Origin of the sequence: Bacillus sp. NPDC094106, from assembly GCF_044764345.1 — a bacterium.
In the GTDB taxonomy this organism is placed as follows: Bacteria; Bacillota; Bacilli; order Bacillales; family Bacillaceae_G; genus Bacillus_A.
In genome coordinates this window covers 22,912-42,974 of the sequence record NZ_JBIWHY010000007.1, presented here as the reverse complement: position 1 = coordinate 42,974, position 20,063 = coordinate 22,912, and the positions used below count along the sequence as shown (strand labels likewise).

Genomic DNA, 20,063 nt, shown 5'->3' with positions numbered 1-20,063 from the left:
TGCCAGTAAGATATGAAAGGATTATTCAAAGGGTTAAAGTATACGCTGAGTAATTTAAGCAAGAAAAAGGTGACATATGATTATCCCAATCAGCCGCTGCCACTACCAGATCGTTTCCGCGGTATTCAAAAGTTTTATCCGGAAAAATGTATCGTTTGTAATCAATGCGCGAATATTTGTCCAACTGACTGTATTCAATTAACCGGAAAGAAACATCCAGACCCTACGAAAAAAGGAAAAATTATTGATACGTACGATATTAACTTTGAAATTTGTATTCTTTGCGATTTGTGTACAGAGGTTTGCCCGACAGAGGCAATCGTGATGACAAACAACTTTGAGTTGGCAGAGTATACGCGTGATGATTTGTTTAAAAATTTGCAGTGGCTCGATGAAAACGATGAGAACGTCAGAAAGGAGAATAAAGCATGAATGGCGAGTTTGTAGCATTCTTTGTCTTGTCCTTAACGGCGATTATTGGTGGTATTTTGATGTTGAACTTAACGAAAGTGATGCATATGATGCTTGCCCTTGTGTTCACGTTTCTTAGCATTGCAGGCTTGTATTTTCTTTTGTCAGCTGAGTTTATTGGGGTGGCGCAAATTTTAATTTACTCTGGAGCGATTACAATTATTATGATTTTTGGCATTATGTTAACGAAGCATGATGCAGAAAGTGAGTCAGGATTTAGTTTCCGCAAATTTGTTGTTTTCCTTGCGGTTGTATCGTTTGGCGCGGTCATGTACTTCGCGGTTAATAATATAGACTTTACAAATCAAAATGTACAGGGGGGGGTGCCGCTTCATGAACAAAATACACTTCAAATCGGTACGCTTTTGTATTCGAAATATGTCATTCCATTTGAGTTAACATCAGTTGTTTTACTTGTTGCACTTGTTGGGGCCATTGTACTTGCGAAGAGTGATGAGAAAGAGGGGGATTCCCATGAGTAGTGTTCCAGCTTCCGCCTATTTAGCACTTGCGATTATTCTATTTTGCATCGGGTTATTTGGAGCTTTAACAAAGCGAAATACCGTCATCGTTTTAGTTTGTATTGAACTTATGTTGAATGCAGCGAATTTAAATTTAGTCGCTTTTAGTAAGCTCGGCTTTTTTCCAAACTTAACAGGACAAATTTTTTCACTGTTTACGATGTCTGTTGCGGCGGCAGAGGCAGCGGTTGGGCTCGCAATTTTAATTGCATTGTATCGTAATCGTACAACAGTTAACGTGGATGAGATGGATACGCTGAAAGGTTAATTGTGACCGAAAAGGGGGAAGGAAACAATGATCGATTATGCATGGCTTATACCGCTTTTCCCGCTTGCCTCGTTTTTTTTACTCATTATATTTGGAAAGAAGTTAAGAGAAGGAAGTAGCTTACTTGGTATCTTTTTGACATTTCTTTCCTTTGTGGGTGCGGTGGTTGTATTAGTAGAACGCTTTTCATCAGAAACAGTAAAACATACGTGGTTATGGTTACGAGTCGGTGATGTAGATCTTTCGTTTGGATTTGAGGTTAATGCACTGAATGCCTTAATGCTCTTTATCGTTACACTTGTGAGTTTCCTTGTACATGTGTATTCGAAAGGATATATGCAAGGGGATGAAAGGTTGCCGACATTTTATTCATATCTAGGACTATTTACATTCGCGATGTTAGGGCTAGTCATTTCAACGAATTTATTGCAGCTCTATATATTCTGGGAGTTAGTTGGACTTGGTTCATTTTTACTGATTGGTTTTTACTTCTTTAAGGAATCCGCGAAGGCAGCTGCAAAAAAGGCGTTTATTATGACGCGTATTGGCGATGTCGGTTTATTTATTGGGATGATTCTACTTTTCTGGCAAGCGGGCAGCTTTGAGTACGAGGTCATCTTTAAAGCGGTACAAATGGGAGAAGTCTCTCCTTCTATGATTACATTCACAGCGATTTTAATTTTTATCGGCGCGATGGGGAAATCCGGACAGTTTCCGCTGCATACTTGGCTGCCAGATGCGATGGAAGGGCCAACACCTGTCTCGGCACTTATTCATGCGGCGACGATGGTTGCAGCTGGCGTGTACTTAGTCGCGACGATGTTCCCGCTGTTCGTGGCAAGCCCTGTGGCAATGCAAACAGTGGCAATTGTCGGTGCCTTTACTGCAATCTTTGCTGCTTCCATTGGGCTCGTGCAAACGGATATAAAGAGGGTTCTCGCGTATTCTACGATCAGTCAGCTCGGGTATATGATGCTTGCGCTTGGCTCCGCAGGTTATGTGGCCGGTGTCTTTCATTTAACGACACACGCCTTCTTTAAAGCACTCCTTTTCTTGGCGGCGGGAAGCGTGATTCATGCGGTGCATACGCAAAACATTAATGAAATGGGCGGCTTGCAGAAGAAGATGAAAGTAACGGGAGTCCTGTTCTTAATGGGTACGCTTGCTATTAGCGGTGTTCCACTTTTTTCAGGATTTTTTAGTAAAGATGAAATTTTAGCGGCGGCGTGGATGCGCGGCAATTATGTTTTGTTCGTCCTTGCAGTGATCGCGGCGTTCTTAACAGCATTTTACATGTTCCGATTATACTTCCTTGTTTTTACAGGGGAAGCAAAGACAAAGGCGGAAGTGCATGAATCTCCGCGCGTTATGACATTTCCAATGATTGTTCTCGGTGTCCTTGCTGTTTTAGCGGGCTACATCAATACGCCGTGGTTTGGAACATTTCTTGGAGATTGGCTGACAAAGAATGTTCTATTTCAAGTGGAGCCAAGTCATGGCCCGACTTGGATTATGATTGTTGCGACGCTCGTTTCGTTTGCTGGCATTCTCTTGGCCTACCTTATTTACGGAAGACAATCTATTCCTAGAGATTGGGCTGGAGGACAAGGAACGGTCCTACATGGCCTGCTTGCGAAAAAGTATTATGTAGATGAAATCTATAATATGACTTTAGTGCCACTAGTAAAAGGAATTGCCTATGTGTTTCGTTTGTTTGAAGTATATATTGTGGAAGGAATTGCTCAGTTAGTTAGAGGTATTGTTAAAGGAGTGAGCAGTGCTGGTTCCAAACTTCAAAATGGGAATGTACAAGTATATGGAACTGTGACTGCTATTTCTCTAGCAGCATTAGTTGTCATTCTGTTATATACAGGGGGGTATTGGTAATGAATGCATTATTATTATCGTTCTTCATTTTCTCCCCACTCCTTGGTATCTTCTTCCTTGCATTAACACCGAAAACGGAAGTACGTGCCGTGCGCGGACTTGGCTTGTTTGGGACAGTGCTCCCGCTTGGGATGGCCATTGTCCTAGCTAGTACATATGCTTCTAGGAAGAGCTTATCGATATTTGCAGAAAAGGTAAAATGGATTCAATTTGGGAATTTTCCCGAGGTAGATAAAAAGATATTTTCTATTTACTATGAGCTCAATATCGATGGATTTTCACTTGTGATGATGCTACTCACAGCACTTTTAGCAACACTTGCGGCGATTACAGCATTTTCAATTCAAAAAAATATAAAAGGATTTTATATGCTGTTATTAACGCTTGAAGTGGGAATGCTTGGTGTCTTCGCTGCCGAGAACTTATTTTTGTTCTTCATCTTCTTCGAGATCACATTACCTCCGATGTTTTTGCTCATTGGGAAATGGGGGAAACTTTCGAGTGAAAAAGCTGCTTATAGTTATTTAATATATAACGGTATTGGTTCAGCCATTTTACTCATTGTTTTTTCGATCCTCTTTGCAAAAACAGGTACGACAAATTTTACAGCGTTAAAAAATATTTTAACTGGAGCAGAACCGACGCTTTTAAGTGGAGTTTCAAGCGCGTTACAACAAGGGTTATTTATAGCGCTTATGATCGCTTTTGCAATTAAGCTACCGATTTTTCCTTTGCATCGCTGGATGGTGAATGTGCATGTAGAAGCACATCCCGCAGTAGTTATGTTACATGCAGGTGTTCTGTTAAAAATCGGGGCGTACGGTATTGTGCGCTTTGGGAAAGGATTATTTCCAGATCAGTTTCAAAATTTTGCAATGCTGCTAGCGATACTAGGGGTAATTAATTTGTTGTACGGTGCTTTTCTTGCATTGATTCAAACAGATTTTCGGAAGGTACTCGCTTACTCCAGTATTTCACATATGGGGATCGTCTTGATGGGACTTGCGGCACTGAATGCATCTGGCGTGCAAGGGGCATTATTTCAAGTTGTCTCCCACGGCTTAATTGCCGCATTATTATTTTTCTTGCTTGGCATCATTGAAGAGCGCTTTGGCACATCTGACATTACGAAGCTTGGCGGCTTGGCAAAACAAGTTCCCGTGCTTAGCGGTTTCTTATTAGCAGGGAGTATGGCCTCGCTTGGTCTGCCAGGAATGTCAGGGTTTGTTAGTGAGTTCCTTGCTTTTCTCGGTTTATTTCAAGGAAAGCCAATTGTAGCGGCCGTTGGTGCACTTGGCATTATTTTAACGGCTGTATATGTCTTAAGAGCTACACTTCAAGTGACATTTGGAAAACGAGAATTAGAGGCGAAACCGGATATTCGCGGCTGGGAGTACGTTCCGGTTCTTCTGCTACTTATATGTATCATAGCGGTTGGCGTAATGCCAGAATTGCTTGGAGAGCCGTTTCAAAACACATTGAAAACATGGGGGGTGAAGTAGGATGGATATGAATACATTGCTTAGTTTGCCTTGGCATTTAATGGTGCCAGAGTTCATCGTTCTTTTGGTGGCCATCCTTCTCTCTCTTCTTGATTTGTTTTATAAGCTGAACCGTAAGTACTTAGCATTTGGAGCAATTGGCGCCGTCATCTTATCATTAATCGCATTGATTACGCTTTACAGTGAACCAGCTGACTCCATTTTAAATGGTTCGTTTGTATTAGATGGATTTTCAAAAGGATTTAAAACACTATTATTACTTAGTGCGATTCTCATCTTATGTATGGCGATAAGCGATGATAGAAAGGAACCTATTCAAGATAAAGGGGAGTATTATTACCTATTTTTAATGGCACTTCTTGGCGCAATGTTTATGGCATCCAGCATCGATTTTATTACCCTCTTTATCGGTTTAGAGCTACTGTCACTTTCTTCTTACATTTTAGTAGGAATTCGGAAGAGAAATTGTGCTTCAAATGAAGCGGCAATGAAGTACGTCATTAATGGAGGAATTGGAACGGCCATTACGCTCTTTGGAATGAGTTATTTATATGGTATTACCGGATCAACCAATATAGTTGATATGCAGCGTATACTTACGCAAGGTGTGACCGGAGGTATTCAGCTTTTGTTAGCAATCTCATTCTTGTTATTGCTTGTTGGTTTATCATTTAAAATTGCAACGGTACCATTCCATATGTGGGCACCGGATGTATATGAAGGAGCAGCGACACCTGTCACTGCCTTTCTCGGAACAATCTCCAAAATCGCTGGCTTTATTATGGTTATTCGTTTGTTCCTGATGACGTTTTCTAGTATAACGATTGAGGGAAAGGAACAATCCTTGTTTAGTCATATGAGTGTATATATTGCAGTCTTAGCTGGTATTACAATGATTATCGGTAATATAGTGGCGTTAAAACAATACAATGTGAAGCGTTTATTTGCTTATTCAGGCATAGCACATGCTGGGTATTTACTTGTTCCGCTTGCAGCACTATCGCCGTTTACAATGGACGGCATGTGGTTTTATATACTCGCGTACATGTTGATGAACATAGGAGCATTTGCAGTGATTCATGGATTAATCTTACAAAGTGGAAAGGAAAGTGTAACGATTTTCTCAGGTTTGTACAAACGCTCACCATCTATTGCCGTGATGATGACAATCTTTATTTTATCCCTGGCTGGTATTCCAGGGACGGCTGGTTTTATTGGAAAGATAAATATTTTCTTGGGAGCGTTTATTGTAGAACCATCTCATTATATATTGGCATCTGTCATGATGGGCACAACGGTCATATCATTTGTGTATTATTTCCGCATTTTACAGCAAATGTTTTTCCGGACAGGGAATGAGGATGAGAAGATACATCTGCCAATTAATTTAAAAATCGTGATTAGTTTCTGTGCAATTTCAATCGTAATACTAGGGATTTTACCGGCGATTGGTTACAATTTCTTTTATGAATATTTTCCTTTAATGAAAGATTTCTTCTTTACAGGGAACGTGGTACAATAGTTAAAATAAAAAGTGTAGGGTGGTCACTCTACGCTTTTTATTGTGCGTAATGACGCAAGAAGGAACGCTGATAGGTACTGTGTAATCTCTTCTCATTATATGAAAGTGTGAGGATGATTTCGTATTGCCTGTTCGAGCGGGAAAAAGTGTGGTTTTCATTCATATGGGATCGTTATACATCCTAGGTGGTGGAAAGCTAAACAAAAGGGGTCGGTTTTTTGGCACAACTTTTAGGGCAACAAGCACTGATTGCAATTGTTTCGCATCTATTGTTTATTACCATTACATGGTGGGCCTTACAAGGGATTCATATCGAGCGCCTGATGAAATCTGGAAAGGTATTGCAAACAAGGATTCTACTTATTCTTGTAACGATTGCAATTGGAACGTCTGTCAGTAATTTTTTTCTTGATTATTTAGGCTATTCAAAGAGTTTAACGTATTTAGTAAAGTAAGTGTATAGAACCTCATATCTCCGTGAACAATGGGGATAGGAGGGGATGAAATTGAAAAGGTTCCAAACAATTCTTATTGTTGTCGTAAGCATTGTCGTATTCTTAGTGGGATATAAAGAGATAAAACCCATAACTGATGAAGAGAAGATGGAGAGCATGATCGCAGCTCTTGAAAAAAATGGCGCAAAAGTGGAGCGATGGTCATGGCTAGCACGAGAAACCAAAACCATTTCTAATATACATACGTTTCAAAAATTGTTAAACGATGTGAAAGAAAAAACAAATATTCAAAAGTGGGAATTGGAACAGTCTCACGATGGATATAAAGCAACAGCATACAAAAAATTTTCTTCTCATGAAGAACGAATAGTAGTCACTTGGAGTAAGGAAAATACAAAAGAAAACACTTTCATTATCTATGAGGTAAGCGGGGCAAAATGGGACCCTAAGAACATTCGGGAAATGGATACAATTTTTAGTACAAAACCTATAATTTACACTTGTGTTCAGGGTGTACTGAATGATAAGATTGAAGGTGTTTTGCAAAATAAAACCAATCAGGTTTTGAAAAATCTTTCAGCAAGAGCGATCGAAAAGATAGAAGAAAGAGCATTTGTGTCAGTCTCCGCATATAATAAAAAGTGGAATGACGCTCTTTCAACAAATAGAGAGAAAATAAATGTGCAAATAGCAATACGTTCTACAGACAACAAAGATACAATTGTGGTTGGCACACCGATCATAACTTCTGAGTATTGAATGAATAGATATTGAAAAAAGGACACGGAGGGGAATAAATTGGAAAAGATCATCGTCCGTGGCGGAAAGCGGTTGAACGGCACAGTGCGTGTTGAGGGCGCAAAAAATGCTGTATTACCTATAATCGCTGCAGCCCTATTAGCGAGTGATGGAAAGAATGTACTATCTGAGGTACCAGTTTTGTCTGATGTATACACAATCAATGAGGTATTACGTCATTTAAATGCTGAAGTCGTATTTGAAAATAACCAAGTAACAATTGATGCTTCAAAGGAATTAAATATTGAAGCACCATTTGAATATGTACGTAAAATGCGTGCGTCTGTTCAAGTAATGGGGCCATTATTAGCACGTAACGGTCGTGCTCGCATTGCACTTCCTGGTGGATGTGCAATTGGTTCACGTCCAATTGATCAACATTTAAAAGGCTTCGAAGCAATGGGAGCAAAAGTAAAAGTTGGTAATGGATTTGTTGAGGCGTATGTAGACGGACAATTACAAGGTGCGAAAATTTACTTAGATTTCCCAAGCGTAGGTGCAACAGAAAATATTATGTCTGCTGCTACATTAGCAAAAGGGACAACAATACTTGAGAACGCAGCAAAAGAGCCAGAAATCGTTGACTTAGCAAACTTCTTAAATGCAATGGGAGCGAAAGTACGCGGAGCTGGAACTGGAACGATTCGTATTGAAGGCGTTGATAAATTATATGGTGCAAACCATTCTATTATTCCTGACCGTATTGAAGCAGGAACATTTATGGTTGCAGCGGCAATTACTGGTGGAAATATCTTAATTGAAAATGCTGTACCAGAACATTTACGCTCTATTACAGCGAAAATGGAAGAAATGGGTGTTCAAATTATTGAGGAAAATGAAGGTGTACGTGTTATCGGCCCAAGTAAATTAAAAGCCGTTGATATTAAAACAATGCCTCATCCAGGATTCCCAACAGATATGCAATCACAAATGATGGCATTATTATTACATGCTGACGGAACAAGTATGATTACAGAAACGGTATTTGAAAACCGCTTTATGCATGTTGAAGAATTCCGACGTATGAATGCTGATATTAAAATTGAAGGCCGTTCCGTTATTATGAATGGACCTAACAACTTGCAAGGGGCAGAAGTTGCAGCAACTGACTTACGTGCTGCAGCGGCATTAATCCTAGCTGGTTTAGTATCAGAGGGTTACACTCGTGTAACAGAATTAAAACATCTTGATCGCGGATATGTAAACTTCCATAAGAAATTAGCTGCATTAGGTGCAACTATTGAACGTGTAAACGAAAAAGTAGAAGAAGTGAAAGAACAACAAATTTCTGATCTTCATGCGTAATTGAAATAGTCTCTATGTCTTTTGACATAGGGGCCATTTTTTTTATTATTACTGTTATAGTCAATAAATCTTAGACTTATGCATGTCTCGTTGAAATATTTAGAAAATTTTTTGTTTACAAAGAGGTTTTGATGTAGGTTGTTTTCACAGAAGAAGTTCCCCCTGAGTATGTTCTAAAAGTCTCAAATGCTCCATAAGAATGAAATGAGTCTAATTTTATATCGGGGGAAAAAGATGAAAATTTCAAAGCCGCTTTTCATTACAATAGCGCTCTTAATAGCGCTCGTCATCATTATACCAGCCGTACTTGTCATTCCGTTTACGAAAGCGAAAGTAAGTCAACCGTCTAAAAATCCTCCAGTCGTACAAAACGTGCCAGCTCCTGAGAAGGTAAATACTGCTGTCCAAGTCACTGTGTATCGTAATGCTCAAAAGAAGGTAGAAACGATGCCGCTGGAAGAGTATGTTACAGGTGTAGTAGCTTCTGAGATGAATGCTAGCTTTGAAGTGGAGGCATTGAAAGCGCAGGCATTAGCAGCGAGGACATTTATTGTACAGCGCATGCTAAGCAGTACTAAGAAAAATAATGCGGATGTGACAGATACGGTTAATGATCAAGTGTACAAAAGTAAAGAAGAGTTACAGAAGACATGGGGTAAGGATTATGAGAAAAATTTGAAGAAGATTGAAGAAGCTGTGTCCAAAACAGCCGGACAAGTTTTAACTTATGACGGTAGTCCCATTACAGCGTCATTCTTCTCAACAAGTAATGGCTATACAGAAAACGCTGCTGATTATTGGGGGAATGACTATCCTTATTTAAAGAGTGTAGATAGTCACTGGGATCAAGCCTCCCCAAAATTTACAAGTGAGCAAACCTTTACTGTAGATGATTTTCAAAAGCGTCTTGGTGTAAAGGTACTTGCGAATGGAAAAGTCGGTACTATTAAAGAACGTACAGAAGGAAAACGGGTCAAAGATGTAGAGTTTCAAGGAAAAACGTTAACGGGAAAAGAAGTGCGAGAGAAACTAGCTTTACGTTCTTCTGACTTTGCATGGAAACAACAAGGGAGCAACATAATCATCACAACGAAAGGGTTCGGTCATGGCGTTGGCATGAGTCAGTATGGTGCGAATGGAATGGCGAAAGAAGGGAAAGGATACACGGATATTGTTGCTTATTACTATAAAGGCATCGAAATTAAAACGCTAAACGATTATGAAGGAAAGCTAATGGCGAAGAAATAGGTGTCAGGATATCCTGACGCCTATTTCTTTGTCATTTTTTGTAGAAAACAAAAGAAAGGTTACCAGTTTTTGTCTAGTTGCACTATGTTATAATACAGTTGTATGAGTATATATAAAATAATAACAGGGGGCATGGATGATGATGATGGACGTACCACTTCTCATTCCCGCAATGATGGAACGGGCGGAGAAGTATTTTTCGAAAAAGGAAGTTGTCTCACGAACTGCATCGCGTATTCAAACATTAACATACGGAGAGATTGCGAAGCGGACAAGGCGGCTTGCTAGTGTATTAAATAAAATGGGTATTGAAACAGGGGATAAGGTTGGGACGATTGCTTGGAACCACCACCGCCATTTGGAAGCGTACTTTGCGATTCCAGGAATCGGTGCAGTGTTACATACGATTAACCTTAGGCTCTCTGCGGATCATATTTCTTATATTATTAACCATGCTGAAGACAAAATTATTTTTGTTGATGAAGATATGGTGCCTGTATTAGAAAGTATTCAACATGAAATTCCTCACGTGAAAGCATTTATTATTATGACGGATGATCACGAACTACCTCACACAACACTATCACCAGCATATCATTATGACAAACTACTTGAAGAAGGTGACGAAACATTTCCATTTATTACGAATTTAGATGAAAAAGAACCTGCAGGGATGTGCTACACTTCCGCAACGACAGGAAAACCGAAAGGCGTTGTGTACACACATCGTAGTATTGCTCTTCATAGCTATGCGCTCGGCCTTGTAGATGGCGGAAATATATCGGAAGTAGACACATGTATGCCTGTTGTTCCGATGTTCCATGTTAACGCATGGGGGCTTCCATTTGCCAGTACATGGTTTGGTACAAAGCTTGTTTTACCAGGACCACACTTTACTCCGGAAATTTTAGCACAGCTTATTGAACGTGAGAAAGTAACGATTACTGCGGGCGTACCGACAATCTGGATTGGCTTATTACAGGAGCTTGAAAAGTATCCGTACGATATTAGTAGCGTTCGGACAATATGGTCGGGTGGATCAGCAGCACCAAGAAGTATGGTTCGTACTTATGAAGAAAAATATGAAATTGCTTTCCGGCAAATATATGGAATGACAGAAACAAGTCCAGCTGTTGTCATTAACTGTCCAAAATCATATCAGCGTGATTTACCGAAAGAAGAATATTATGATTTACGCTCCCGCCAAGGATATTTACTTCCGGGCCTTGAAATGAAAGTAGTTGGCCAAGAAGGTGAGGTTAAGTGGGACGGTGAAGAAATGGGAGAACTTTGTCTTCGTGGTCCATGGATTGCTGGTAGTTATTATAACGATGAACGTACAGAAGATTCCATGAAGGATGGCTGGCTACATACAGGGGACATTGTAACAGTTGATCCGGAAGGGTTTATTAAAATCGCTGACCGTACGAAAGACTTAATTAAAAGTGGAGGCGAATGGATTTCCTCCGTTGATTTGGAAAACGCTTTAATGGCACATGACAAAGTATTAGAGGCATCTGTCGTTGCGGTTCCGCATGAAAAATGGCAAGAGCGTCCTGTCGCTTGTGTTGTGTTAAAAGAAGGACAAGCAGTAGACCAAGAAGAGCTGTATGCTTTATTAGAAGCGCAGTTCCCAAAATGGTGGATGCCAGATGACATTTTATTTGTTGGAGAAATCCCGAAAACATCCGTCGGAAAATTCTTAAAAAGAGCGCTTCGTGATCAGCTCAAGACTTATATGGTGAAGCAATAATAATCGTTTTGTGTCACCCACTTTTGAATATATTAGCGTTTTGACATCACTTATCGACTATTCAATAAAAAGGAGCTAATTCAAATTAGCTCCTTTTTGATTTGGGAATACATATCATAATTTTCCATTAATTGTTTGGTATAATGAAATAAAAAATATCTGGAGGAAAAAAATGGCGTTATTGGAGCTAAAACAATTGGGGAAGACGAATCAGTTACCAGCGATTGAGCTGGAGATTGAAAAAGGACAATGTGTTGTACTGCAATGTAATAATCATGTCGCTAAGGTTTTGCACCGTATTATAATCGGTGAAGAGGAGGCTTCTACAGGGAGTATTTTATTTGAGGGAGAAGTAGTTGGAAAGAGAGTGTATTCGCGCATTGGTTTTTGTTTTTTAAAAGATGAAGCGTACGATCGCTTAAAAGTGAAAGAATATTTCGCCTTTTTAGCTGGATTGTATGACTCAATTATTAGCATAGAAGAAGTTGTCCAGTATGTTGGTTTATTAGACAAATTGAATGTCAAAATAGAGAAACTATCTTTTTCTGAAAAACGTCGTCTTCATATTGGCCGGGTCATGATTCATAATCCAGATTTAATTATTTTCGAAGAGCCAGAACAAAATGTAGATATAGAAAGTACAATTATTATTCGAAAAGCGATTATGAAGATGAAAGAACAAGGGAAGGCGATCTTTATTACATCATCTTTCTTATCAGACGCACTCTCCCTAACAGAAGATGTATACATATTAAATCAAGATGGCGTGAAAAAGGTGGAAATTGAGCAGGATGAAGCTGAAGAGATTGATGAAGAAAAAGTTGTTCAAATGATTCCACAAATGAAGCTCGAAAGAATACCAGCGAAAGTGAATGATAAAATCATTTTGCTTGATCCGATGGAAATTCATTTCATTGAAACACAAAATGGAACGACGCATATTCATCTTCACGAAGGTGATTTTGTATGTGCTTTAACATTAAGTGAATTAGAAGAGAGATTAAAAGGCTTCGGATTCTTCAGATGTCATCGTTCTTATCTTGTGAATTTGCAGCGTGTGCGAGAAGTGATTACTTGGACTCGTAATAGTTTTAGTTTAATTTTAGATGATGAACGAAAAAGTTCCATTCCACTTTCTAAAGGGAGAATGGATGAATTAAAAGGTGTAATTGGACTATAAATAATGCTCCATTGAGCTAAAAATAGGATTCATTCACCGGTAAAAATACTCCTTTTACCGGTATTTTACTGCGTAACCCCTTTGTTTTTCATATGATTGAGTCAAGAAAAGCGAAACAAACAAACAAACAAACAAACAAACGAAAGTCGCTGAAGCGAATTTCATCTATAAAAGAAAAACAAAGGGGATGACGAAATGACACTAGCGATTGAAATGAAGGATGTAATGAAAACCTTTAATGAAAAAACAGCACTTCGAAATGTAAATATTGAGGTGAAGCAAGGAGAAATTTTCGGGTTTCTTGGACCGAGTGGATCAGGGAAAACAACGACAGTAAAAATGTTAACTTCCCAATTACTTCATAGTTCTGGAACAGTGAGAGTGCTAGGGAAAGATATTACAGGGCCAAGCAGCATCGATTATAAACGAATTGGTATTTTAACAGATAACAGCGGCTTATATGAAAGACTCAGCATTTATGATAACTTACTATTATTTTGCGACTTATACGATTGTAAAAAAGAACGAATTGATGAAGTGCTATCACAAGTGAACTTATTAGAAGATAAAAAAACACTAGTAAAGAAATTATCAAAAGGGATGAAGCAGCGTGTAACGTTAGCGAGGGCAATCCTGCATAAACCAGATATCCTCTTCTTAGATGAACCAACATCAGCACTTGATCCAGTAAACGTCCAAAACATTCATAACATCTTAAAAGACTTAAATAAAGAAGGAACAACGATTTTCTTAACAACGCACAACATGGATGAAGCAGAAACACTTTGCAATCGTATTGCCTTCTTATGCGGTGGGGAAATTGTAGCGCTTGATACACCAGAAAACCTGCGTCTGCAATACGCGAAAGACAAAATTGAAGTCGTGTTAACGGATAAGAAAAAAGAAACTGTACAAAAAGATGAATTAGGTGCAAAACGTATTTCAGAATGGATGAAAAAAGGCGAATTACTATCGATTCATTCTTACGAACCAACTTTAGGCGATATCTTTATTGAAGTAACTGGGAGGGGATTATAATGACATTTTCAATGAGAAGATTTACTGCTATTTTTCGGAAAGAGGTACAGGATTTTAAAACAAATTCACAAACTTTAATTATGATGGCAATGCCAATCTTCTTTGCAATACTATTTAGTCGGTCAGATAAATTCCGAGAAGTCGGGGCAAGTATGTTAATTACGATGACATTAGTTTTTGTTGGTGGGTTTATACAAGCGATGCTCATTGCTGAAGAAAAAGAAAAAAGTACGCTTCGCGTTCTTATGCTATCGCCAGCTTCGTCTATCGAAGTATTGATTGGTAAAAGTTCATTAACAGGTATGATTACAGTTGCAATTTGTTTTATTAATCTACTTATTTTAGGAAAGCTAGAAGGCAATATTGCATTATTACTACTTATCTTTGTCCTTGGAATGTTACTATTTAACCTCATTGGTACTTGTATTGGATTACTTGCTCAAAACGTACCGCAAACATCAACAATTGGATTACCGATATTACTGGTGTTTCTTGTTGGGGATTTAATAGGAGCTGTTGTAAAAAATGAAGTCGTTACAAAAATAATCGAGTATTTACCAACTCGTCATATCGGCCTTGCAGTTAGTAGTGTAATAAAAGGAGAAGGTTTTAGTGCAATTACTAGTAATTTATTGAATATAACAATCTGGTTAGTTGCAGTACTTGTTATTACACTTTTCGTGTATAGAAAGAAACAAATGGACTAAAAACTGAGCCAAAGCGCTCAGTTTTTTCTTTTTTCATCATTTCCTCGGAAATTTTTCGTTTTATATACATATTTTTACAGATTTTGTCGAAAAGTAATTAATTATAGGTTGTATAGGATGAATGAATATTGTTCAAAATGATTGCTGAGGTGATGATAGAATGCGAGGAAGGAATAATAAAAAGTCGCGAAAAGTAGTTCATTTATTTCAAAGAAGATGGGTGTTCCCGGCACTATACATTGCTTGTGCAGCGGTAATCTTATCTGTTGCTCTATGGTTCCAGGCAGCTAATCCGAAGAAAGCGCCTAACCAAGATCAAGCAACACCGTATACACAAACGGAAGATCCAGGAATTCCAGTAACGAAGTCTTCAGAAGTTGTGAAGATGCCAGCTGCAGCGAATGCAGAAGTTGTTGTACAGAAGAAGTTTTATGAGGATGGAGCACCGGAGAAGGAGCAAGAACAAGCACTTGTCTTTTATAACAACACATATTCTCCAAATAAAGGAATCGATATTGCTGCGAAAAATGGCAAAGAGTTCGATGTTACAGCTGCTTTAAGTGGTACAGTAACAAAAGCGGAAAAAGATTCATTACTTGGTTATGTTATTACGGTGGATAGTGGCAATGGTCTTGCAACATCTTATCAAAGCTTAGGCAGTGTAAAAGTAGAAAAAGGTGCAAAGGTTGCACAAGGTGAAGTATTAGGTAAATCCGGTCTAAGTGCAATGAATAAAGAAGCAGGTTCTCATGTTCACTTTGAAGTACGTAAAGATAATGTGGCTGTAAACCCAGAGCGTTACTTAAATAAATCAGTAACAGAAATTAAAGCAGATGCAAGTACGGCGAAAGCAACAAATGGCTCTGCAAACAAAACTGATGACAAGCAGAAAAAAGAAGATAAATCGACAAACAGTAAGCCTGAAGAAAAAGGGCAAAAAGAGGATAAATCCACAAATAGCAAGCCTGAAGAAAAAGGGCAAAAAGAGGATAAATCGACAAACAGCAAGCCTGAAGAAAAAGGGCAAAAAGAGGATAAATCGACAAACAGCAAGCCTGAAGAAAAAGGGCAAAAAGAGGATAAATCGACAAATAGCAAGCCTGAAGACAAGCAACAAAAAGAGGATAAATCTACAAATGGTTCTACAGAATCATCTAGTGATTCTTCTTCTACACAAGAATAAGAAGACAAGAAAATCAGTTCTCACTAGGAGAACTGATTTTTTTATTTTTATATAAAAATAATTAATTTCGAGAAAAAGATTGCAATAACAAGGAAAATTGACGAGATTCTCGAATATATATTACTAAAAGGAGGGGATTACTCTGTCATTTGTATTTGTTCTGTCGATTGCTCTTATTCTATTGTTTGTTTTATTTACTTTATATTATTACATTGCCAGCAAGAAAGAAGTTCCCCACCATCAATTATTGGAAGAAGAATGTGATCGTGAAGAATGACGCCTTTTATAGAAGGTGTCATTTTTTTATTTGGTTATTAATAGGGAAGTTTGCGAGGTGAAAATTGTCATTGTTAACGTATTTCTCACAAAAATTTGTAATTTTTCTTAACTTAGTCCGTAAAAATACCGAACTTGTAGCATATATCAGTAGTGCGGGCAATACAATGGTATAAACCAAAGCAAAGAGAGTGTTTGAGGTGAGAAATCGTGAATCATTTCATTATAAATTCTAGAATGTTTAACGCTTACAAACAGCACTCGAATTTACTTCTTAGTCGTATGCAGCGAGTCTCATTTCACACTTCTCACATCCAATTTAGGGAGGCGAGTGGTGTGCACGATTACATCAAAGAGAGAACTATCAAGATTGGCAAGTATATCGTGGAGACAAGAAAGACAGTGCGTGTAATCGCAAAGGAATTTGGGGTATCAAAAAGTACAGTTCATAAAGATTTAACAGAGCGTCTACCAGAAATTAATCCAGAGCTCGCAAATGAAGTGAAAGAAATTCTTGATTATCATAAGTCGATTCGTCACCTAAGAGGAGGGGAAGCGACAAAACAGAAGTACCGAAAAGAAGATACAGAAAAAACAGTGCGACAATAAATGATTATATGGCAAACATTCCTTACTCATTCTGTAATATTTTTTTAAGAAGAATTCTTTTTGCGAATATTACGTTTCTGTTAAATTTATGATAAAATCAGAAATTAGGTATAAAAGAATTCGGGTATAACCTGATTTTGAATATTGAGGAGGAAAACACAGGAATGTTTGCGAGAGATATCGGAATTGACCTAGGCACGGCTAACGTATTAATTCATGTAAAAGGTAAGGGTATCGTATTAAATGAGCCATCAGTTGTGGCAATTGATCGTAATACTGGAAAAGTATTAGCAGTAGGTGAAGAAGCAAGGAGCATGGTAGGGCGTACACCTGGTAATATTGTAGCGATTCGTCCACTTAAAGATGGTGTAATTGCAGACTTCGAAATTACAGAGGCAATGTTAAAGTATTTCATTAACAAATTGGACGTAAAGAGCTTCTTTTCAAAACCTCGTATTTTAATTTGTTGTCCAACAAATATCACATCTGTAGAGCAAAAAGCAATTCGTGAAGCTGCTGAGCGTTCAGGTGGTAAAACAGTATTCTTAGAAGAAGAGCCAAAAGTAGCTGCTGTTGGTGCTGGTATGGAAATCTTCCAGCCAAGCGGAAACATGGTTGTTGATATTGGTGGAGGTACAACGGATATTGCCGTACTTTCAATGGGTGATATTGTTACCTCTTCCTCTATCAAAATGGCTGGAGACAAGTTTGATATGGAGATCTTAAACTATATTAAACGCAAGTATAAGCTATTAATCGGGGAACGTACATCAGAAGATATTAAAATTAAAGTCGGTACAGTATTCCCAGGTGCACGTAGTGAAGAACTTCAAATTCGCGGACGTGACATGGTAACAGGCTTACCGCGTACCATTACAGTATGTTCAGAAGAGATTACAGAAGCATTAAAAGAAAATGCAGCTATCATTGTACAAGCTGCAAAAGGCGTATTAGAGCGTACTCCACCAGAACTATCTGCAGACATCATTGACCGCGGTGTAATTCTAACAGGTGGCGGTGCATTATTACACGGTATCGATATGCTTCTGGCAGAAGAATTAAAAGTACCAGTATTAATCGCTGAAAACCCAATGCATTGTGTTGCAGTTGGTACAGGAATTATGCTGGAAAATATCGATAAATTACCACGTCGTGCGTTGAAATAATCCCCAAAAAGGACTAGGAGATAATCCTAGTTCTTTTTTGTATTTTTTTAAATTCCAATTTTTTAAGAAAATAAAAGAAAATAGGAGAAAATTAAAGAAAAAAGGTGATATATTCATATATATGGTTAAATTTAATATTTTCTTATTTGAAATTATATGTAATATAATAATGCGGAATACGACACTTAAGGCAAACAATGTTTTGAATACATATTGCCTTTCCCTAACTTGGGCATACACTCTTTTCTACCTCCGTGCCAGCTGTAATTATTTTATTATATGAAGCTTGTTATTTAGAAAAGAGTGTGTGCATTTTTTTAAAAGTTACGAAACAAATACTGCTTCTTTTTAATAATGACAAACCGTGGGTAAAATGGGATAATAACAATATATCCTAATGGTAAGACCAATGTGAAAGAAGGAGCGATATTTTCATGTTAAATATAGAGCAAATTAAAGAAATTATTCCGCACCGCTATCCATTTTTACTTGTTGATAAAGTTTTGGAAGTAGAAGAGGGTAAGCGAGCAGTTGGAATTAAAAATGTATCGGCAAATGAGGAATTCTTTAACGGGCATTTTCCTGACTATGCAGTGATGCCAGGCGTATTAATTGTAGAAGCTCTCGCACAAGTCGGAGCTATTGCTATATTAAAGAAAGAAGAAAATCGCGGTCGTCTCGCTTTCTTCGGAGGTATTGATAATTGTCGCTTCAAAAAACAAGTACGCCCAGGCGATCAACTTCGTTTAGAAGTTGAAATGACGCGTGTGCGTGGTCCAATCGGAAAAGGAAAAGCGATTGCAACTGTAGACGGTGAAATTGCTTGCGAAGCAGAGATTACATTTGCACTTGGTGAGAAGAAAGAATAGACGTTTAAATATAAGATTTTTTAATGGACAAATGACAAGAAGTATAACTATTGTCATTTGTCTATTTTTTTGAACAAAATCAGGTTAATGTTTATATATGGAAAAATATTGAGAGGGCAAATGATAAAAAGGTAAATGTATCGTATAATAGTTTTTAATTACTAAAATTGGATAACAAGCATAGAGGTGCATTTGTTTATACTAAAAGTTGATGATGTTTAAAACGAAAGAAGGTTGAATTGATGAAAAAGAAAATCCTGTTGTGGGTTTTAGGGATTGTGGGTGTTCTTTTAATAGGCGGTGTAGCGTATGCCTATCATATTTATTCCTCTGTTTCTAGTACGTTAGATAAAGTACATCAACCGTTAGCCCGTGATCATTCAAAGAAAAGAGCTGAAGAGGTAAGCGTGCAAGATTCAAAACCGGTATCCATTTTATTACTAGGTGCTGATGAACGTGGCAATGATAAAGGGCGTTCGGATTCTTTAATGGTCATCACATTAAATCCGAAGCAAAAGTCAATGAAACTTTTAAGTATTCCTCGTGATACATATACGGAGATTGTTGGTAAAGGTAAGAAAGACAAGATCAACCATGCATATGCATTTGGTGGTATTAATATGTCAGTTAATACGGTTGAGAATTTCTTGGATATACCAATCGATTACTACATTGAAGTAAATATGGAGGGATTCAAGGATATTGTTGATGCAGTTGGTGGTGTAGATGTAAATAATGATTTAGAGTTTACGCAAGACAATCATCATTTTGCTAAAGGAAATATTCATTTAACAGGTGATGAAGCTTTATCATTTACACGTATGCGTAAAGAAGATCCACGCGGTGACTTTGGCCGCCAAATGCGCCAACGCCAAGTGCTACAGGCAGTTATTAAAAAAGGTGCAAGCTTCTCATCACTTACAAGTTATGGTGATGTATTAACAGCAATTCAAAAGAACGTAAAGACAAATTTAACACAAGATCAAATGTTTGATATACAAAAGAACTATAAAGATTGCTTGAACAATAGTGAAGATATTCAAATTCCAGGTGATGGACATAAAGCAGCTGACGGTATTTGGTACTACTATGTGCCAGACCAGGCGAAGCAAGATTTAACAAATAAATTAAAAGCACATCTTGAATTGACTAAGTAATACTTGCGATAAGCCCAACTACCTTTGGCGGGAGTTGGGTTTGTTTGTGTATAGTTTGTCACTTCCATTGATAATGAAACAAGGAAATGGCTAATACAATCGAACAGATAAATGAAGTAAGAGCATTAAAGAAAATGAGGTTTGGAAG

The 20,063-nt window shown here is 38.0% G+C and carries 20 protein-coding genes; all 20 read left to right on the top strand.

Features of this window, described 5'->3' with window-relative positions; all coding sequences use genetic code 11:
* Positions 1–12: 12 nt before the first annotated feature.
* Entirely contained in the window at positions 13–432 is a 420-nt protein-coding gene (nuoI, locus tag ACIQ7L_RS12330) for an NADH-quinone oxidoreductase subunit NuoI (RefSeq protein WP_017153540.1), read from the top strand.
* The gene (locus ACIQ7L_RS12325; RefSeq protein WP_400569453.1) at positions 429–953 is read left to right on the top strand and encodes an NADH-quinone oxidoreductase subunit J; all 525 of its coding nucleotides are present in this window, start codon (positions 429–431) and stop codon (positions 951–953) included. Before nuoI ends, ACIQ7L_RS12325 begins: the two co-directional genes overlap by 4 nt.
* Positions 946–1,260 (top strand): NADH-quinone oxidoreductase subunit NuoK, encoded by a 315-nt coding sequence (gene nuoK, locus ACIQ7L_RS12320; protein WP_400569451.1) that lies wholly within the window; start codon positions 946–948, stop codon positions 1,258–1,260. Before ACIQ7L_RS12325 ends, nuoK begins: the two co-directional genes overlap by 8 nt.
* Before the next feature lie 27 nt (positions 1,261–1,287).
* Complete coding sequence (gene nuoL / locus ACIQ7L_RS12315) at positions 1,288–3,147, top strand: NADH-quinone oxidoreductase subunit L (RefSeq protein WP_400569449.1); 1,860 nt, start codon at positions 1,288–1,290, stop codon at positions 3,145–3,147.
* Positions 3,147–4,649, top strand: coding sequence for an NADH-quinone oxidoreductase subunit M (locus ACIQ7L_RS12310; RefSeq protein ID WP_400569447.1), 1,503 nt, complete (start codon positions 3,147–3,149; stop codon positions 4,647–4,649). The genes nuoL and ACIQ7L_RS12310 overlap by 1 nt, the downstream gene beginning before the upstream one ends.
* A 7-nt stretch (positions 4,650–4,656) precedes the next feature.
* The gene (gene nuoN / locus ACIQ7L_RS12305) at positions 4,657–6,171 is read left to right on the top strand and encodes an NADH-quinone oxidoreductase subunit NuoN (RefSeq protein WP_400569747.1); all 1,515 of its coding nucleotides are present in this window, start codon (positions 4,657–4,659) and stop codon (positions 6,169–6,171) included.
* Positions 6,172–6,389: 218 nt separating this feature from the next.
* Positions 6,390–6,626 carry a DUF1146 family protein gene (locus tag ACIQ7L_RS12300; protein ID WP_003202077.1) on the top strand — a complete coding sequence of 79 codons (237 nt, stop codon included), beginning with the start codon at positions 6,390–6,392 and terminating at the stop codon, positions 6,624–6,626.
* Positions 6,627–6,671: 45 nt separating this feature from the next.
* Positions 6,672–7,385 (top strand): YwmB family TATA-box binding protein, encoded by a 714-nt coding sequence (locus ACIQ7L_RS12295; RefSeq protein WP_400569445.1) that lies wholly within the window; start codon positions 6,672–6,674, stop codon positions 7,383–7,385.
* 39 nt (positions 7,386–7,424) lie between these two features.
* Positions 7,425–8,729: a UDP-N-acetylglucosamine 1-carboxyvinyltransferase gene (murA, locus tag ACIQ7L_RS12290; RefSeq protein WP_097899222.1), complete on the top strand. Its 1,305-nt coding sequence runs from the start codon at positions 7,425–7,427 to the stop codon at positions 8,727–8,729.
* Between the two features lie 234 nt (positions 8,730–8,963).
* Entirely contained in the window at positions 8,964–9,977 is a 1,014-nt protein-coding gene (spoIID, locus tag ACIQ7L_RS12285) for a stage II sporulation protein D (protein WP_400569443.1), read from the top strand.
* A 139-nt stretch (positions 9,978–10,116) separates the two neighbouring features.
* Complete coding sequence (locus ACIQ7L_RS12280; protein ID WP_400569441.1) at positions 10,117–11,730, top strand: long-chain fatty acid--CoA ligase; 1,614 nt, start codon at positions 10,117–10,119, stop codon at positions 11,728–11,730.
* A gap of 172 nt (positions 11,731–11,902) precedes the next feature.
* Entirely contained in the window at positions 11,903–12,910 is a 1,008-nt protein-coding gene (locus ACIQ7L_RS12275) for a LytTR family transcriptional regulator DNA-binding domain-containing protein (RefSeq protein ID WP_400569439.1), read from the top strand.
* A gap of 195 nt (positions 12,911–13,105) precedes the next feature.
* A complete protein-coding gene (locus ACIQ7L_RS12270) occupies positions 13,106–13,948 on the top strand; it encodes an ABC transporter ATP-binding protein (protein WP_400569437.1) in 843 nt (280 codons plus the stop codon).
* Entirely contained in the window at positions 13,948–14,655 is a 708-nt protein-coding gene (locus ACIQ7L_RS12265; protein WP_400569435.1) for an ABC transporter permease, read from the top strand. The genes ACIQ7L_RS12270 and ACIQ7L_RS12265 overlap by 1 nt, the downstream gene beginning before the upstream one ends.
* Before the next feature lie 160 nt (positions 14,656–14,815).
* Positions 14,816–15,838, top strand: a complete 1,023-nt coding sequence (gene spoIIQ / locus ACIQ7L_RS12260; protein WP_400569433.1) for a stage II sporulation protein SpoIIQ — start codon at positions 14,816–14,818, stop codon at positions 15,836–15,838.
* Between the two features lie 142 nt (positions 15,839–15,980).
* Complete coding sequence (locus ACIQ7L_RS12255; protein WP_097899215.1) at positions 15,981–16,115, top strand: ABC transporter ATP-binding protein; 135 nt, start codon at positions 15,981–15,983, stop codon at positions 16,113–16,115.
* Positions 16,116–16,450: 335 nt separating this feature from the next.
* Positions 16,451–16,723 carry a sporulation transcriptional regulator SpoIIID gene (gene spoIIID / locus ACIQ7L_RS12250; RefSeq protein ID WP_042981008.1) on the top strand — a complete coding sequence of 91 codons (273 nt, stop codon included), beginning with the start codon at positions 16,451–16,453 and terminating at the stop codon, positions 16,721–16,723.
* Between the two features lie 164 nt (positions 16,724–16,887).
* Positions 16,888–17,889 carry a rod shape-determining protein gene (mreB, locus tag ACIQ7L_RS12245; RefSeq protein WP_400569431.1) on the top strand — a complete coding sequence of 334 codons (1,002 nt, stop codon included), beginning with the start codon at positions 16,888–16,890 and terminating at the stop codon, positions 17,887–17,889.
* Positions 17,890–18,323: 434 nt separating this feature from the next.
* On the top strand, positions 18,324–18,758 hold the full coding sequence (fabZ, locus tag ACIQ7L_RS12240) for a 3-hydroxyacyl-ACP dehydratase FabZ (protein ID WP_097899211.1): 435 nt from the start codon (positions 18,324–18,326) through the stop codon (positions 18,756–18,758).
* A gap of 242 nt (positions 18,759–19,000) precedes the next feature.
* Positions 19,001–19,915, top strand: a complete 915-nt coding sequence (gene tagU / locus ACIQ7L_RS12235; RefSeq protein WP_400569429.1) for a polyisoprenyl-teichoic acid--peptidoglycan teichoic acid transferase TagU — start codon at positions 19,001–19,003, stop codon at positions 19,913–19,915.
* Positions 19,916–20,063: the final 148 nt, after the last annotated feature.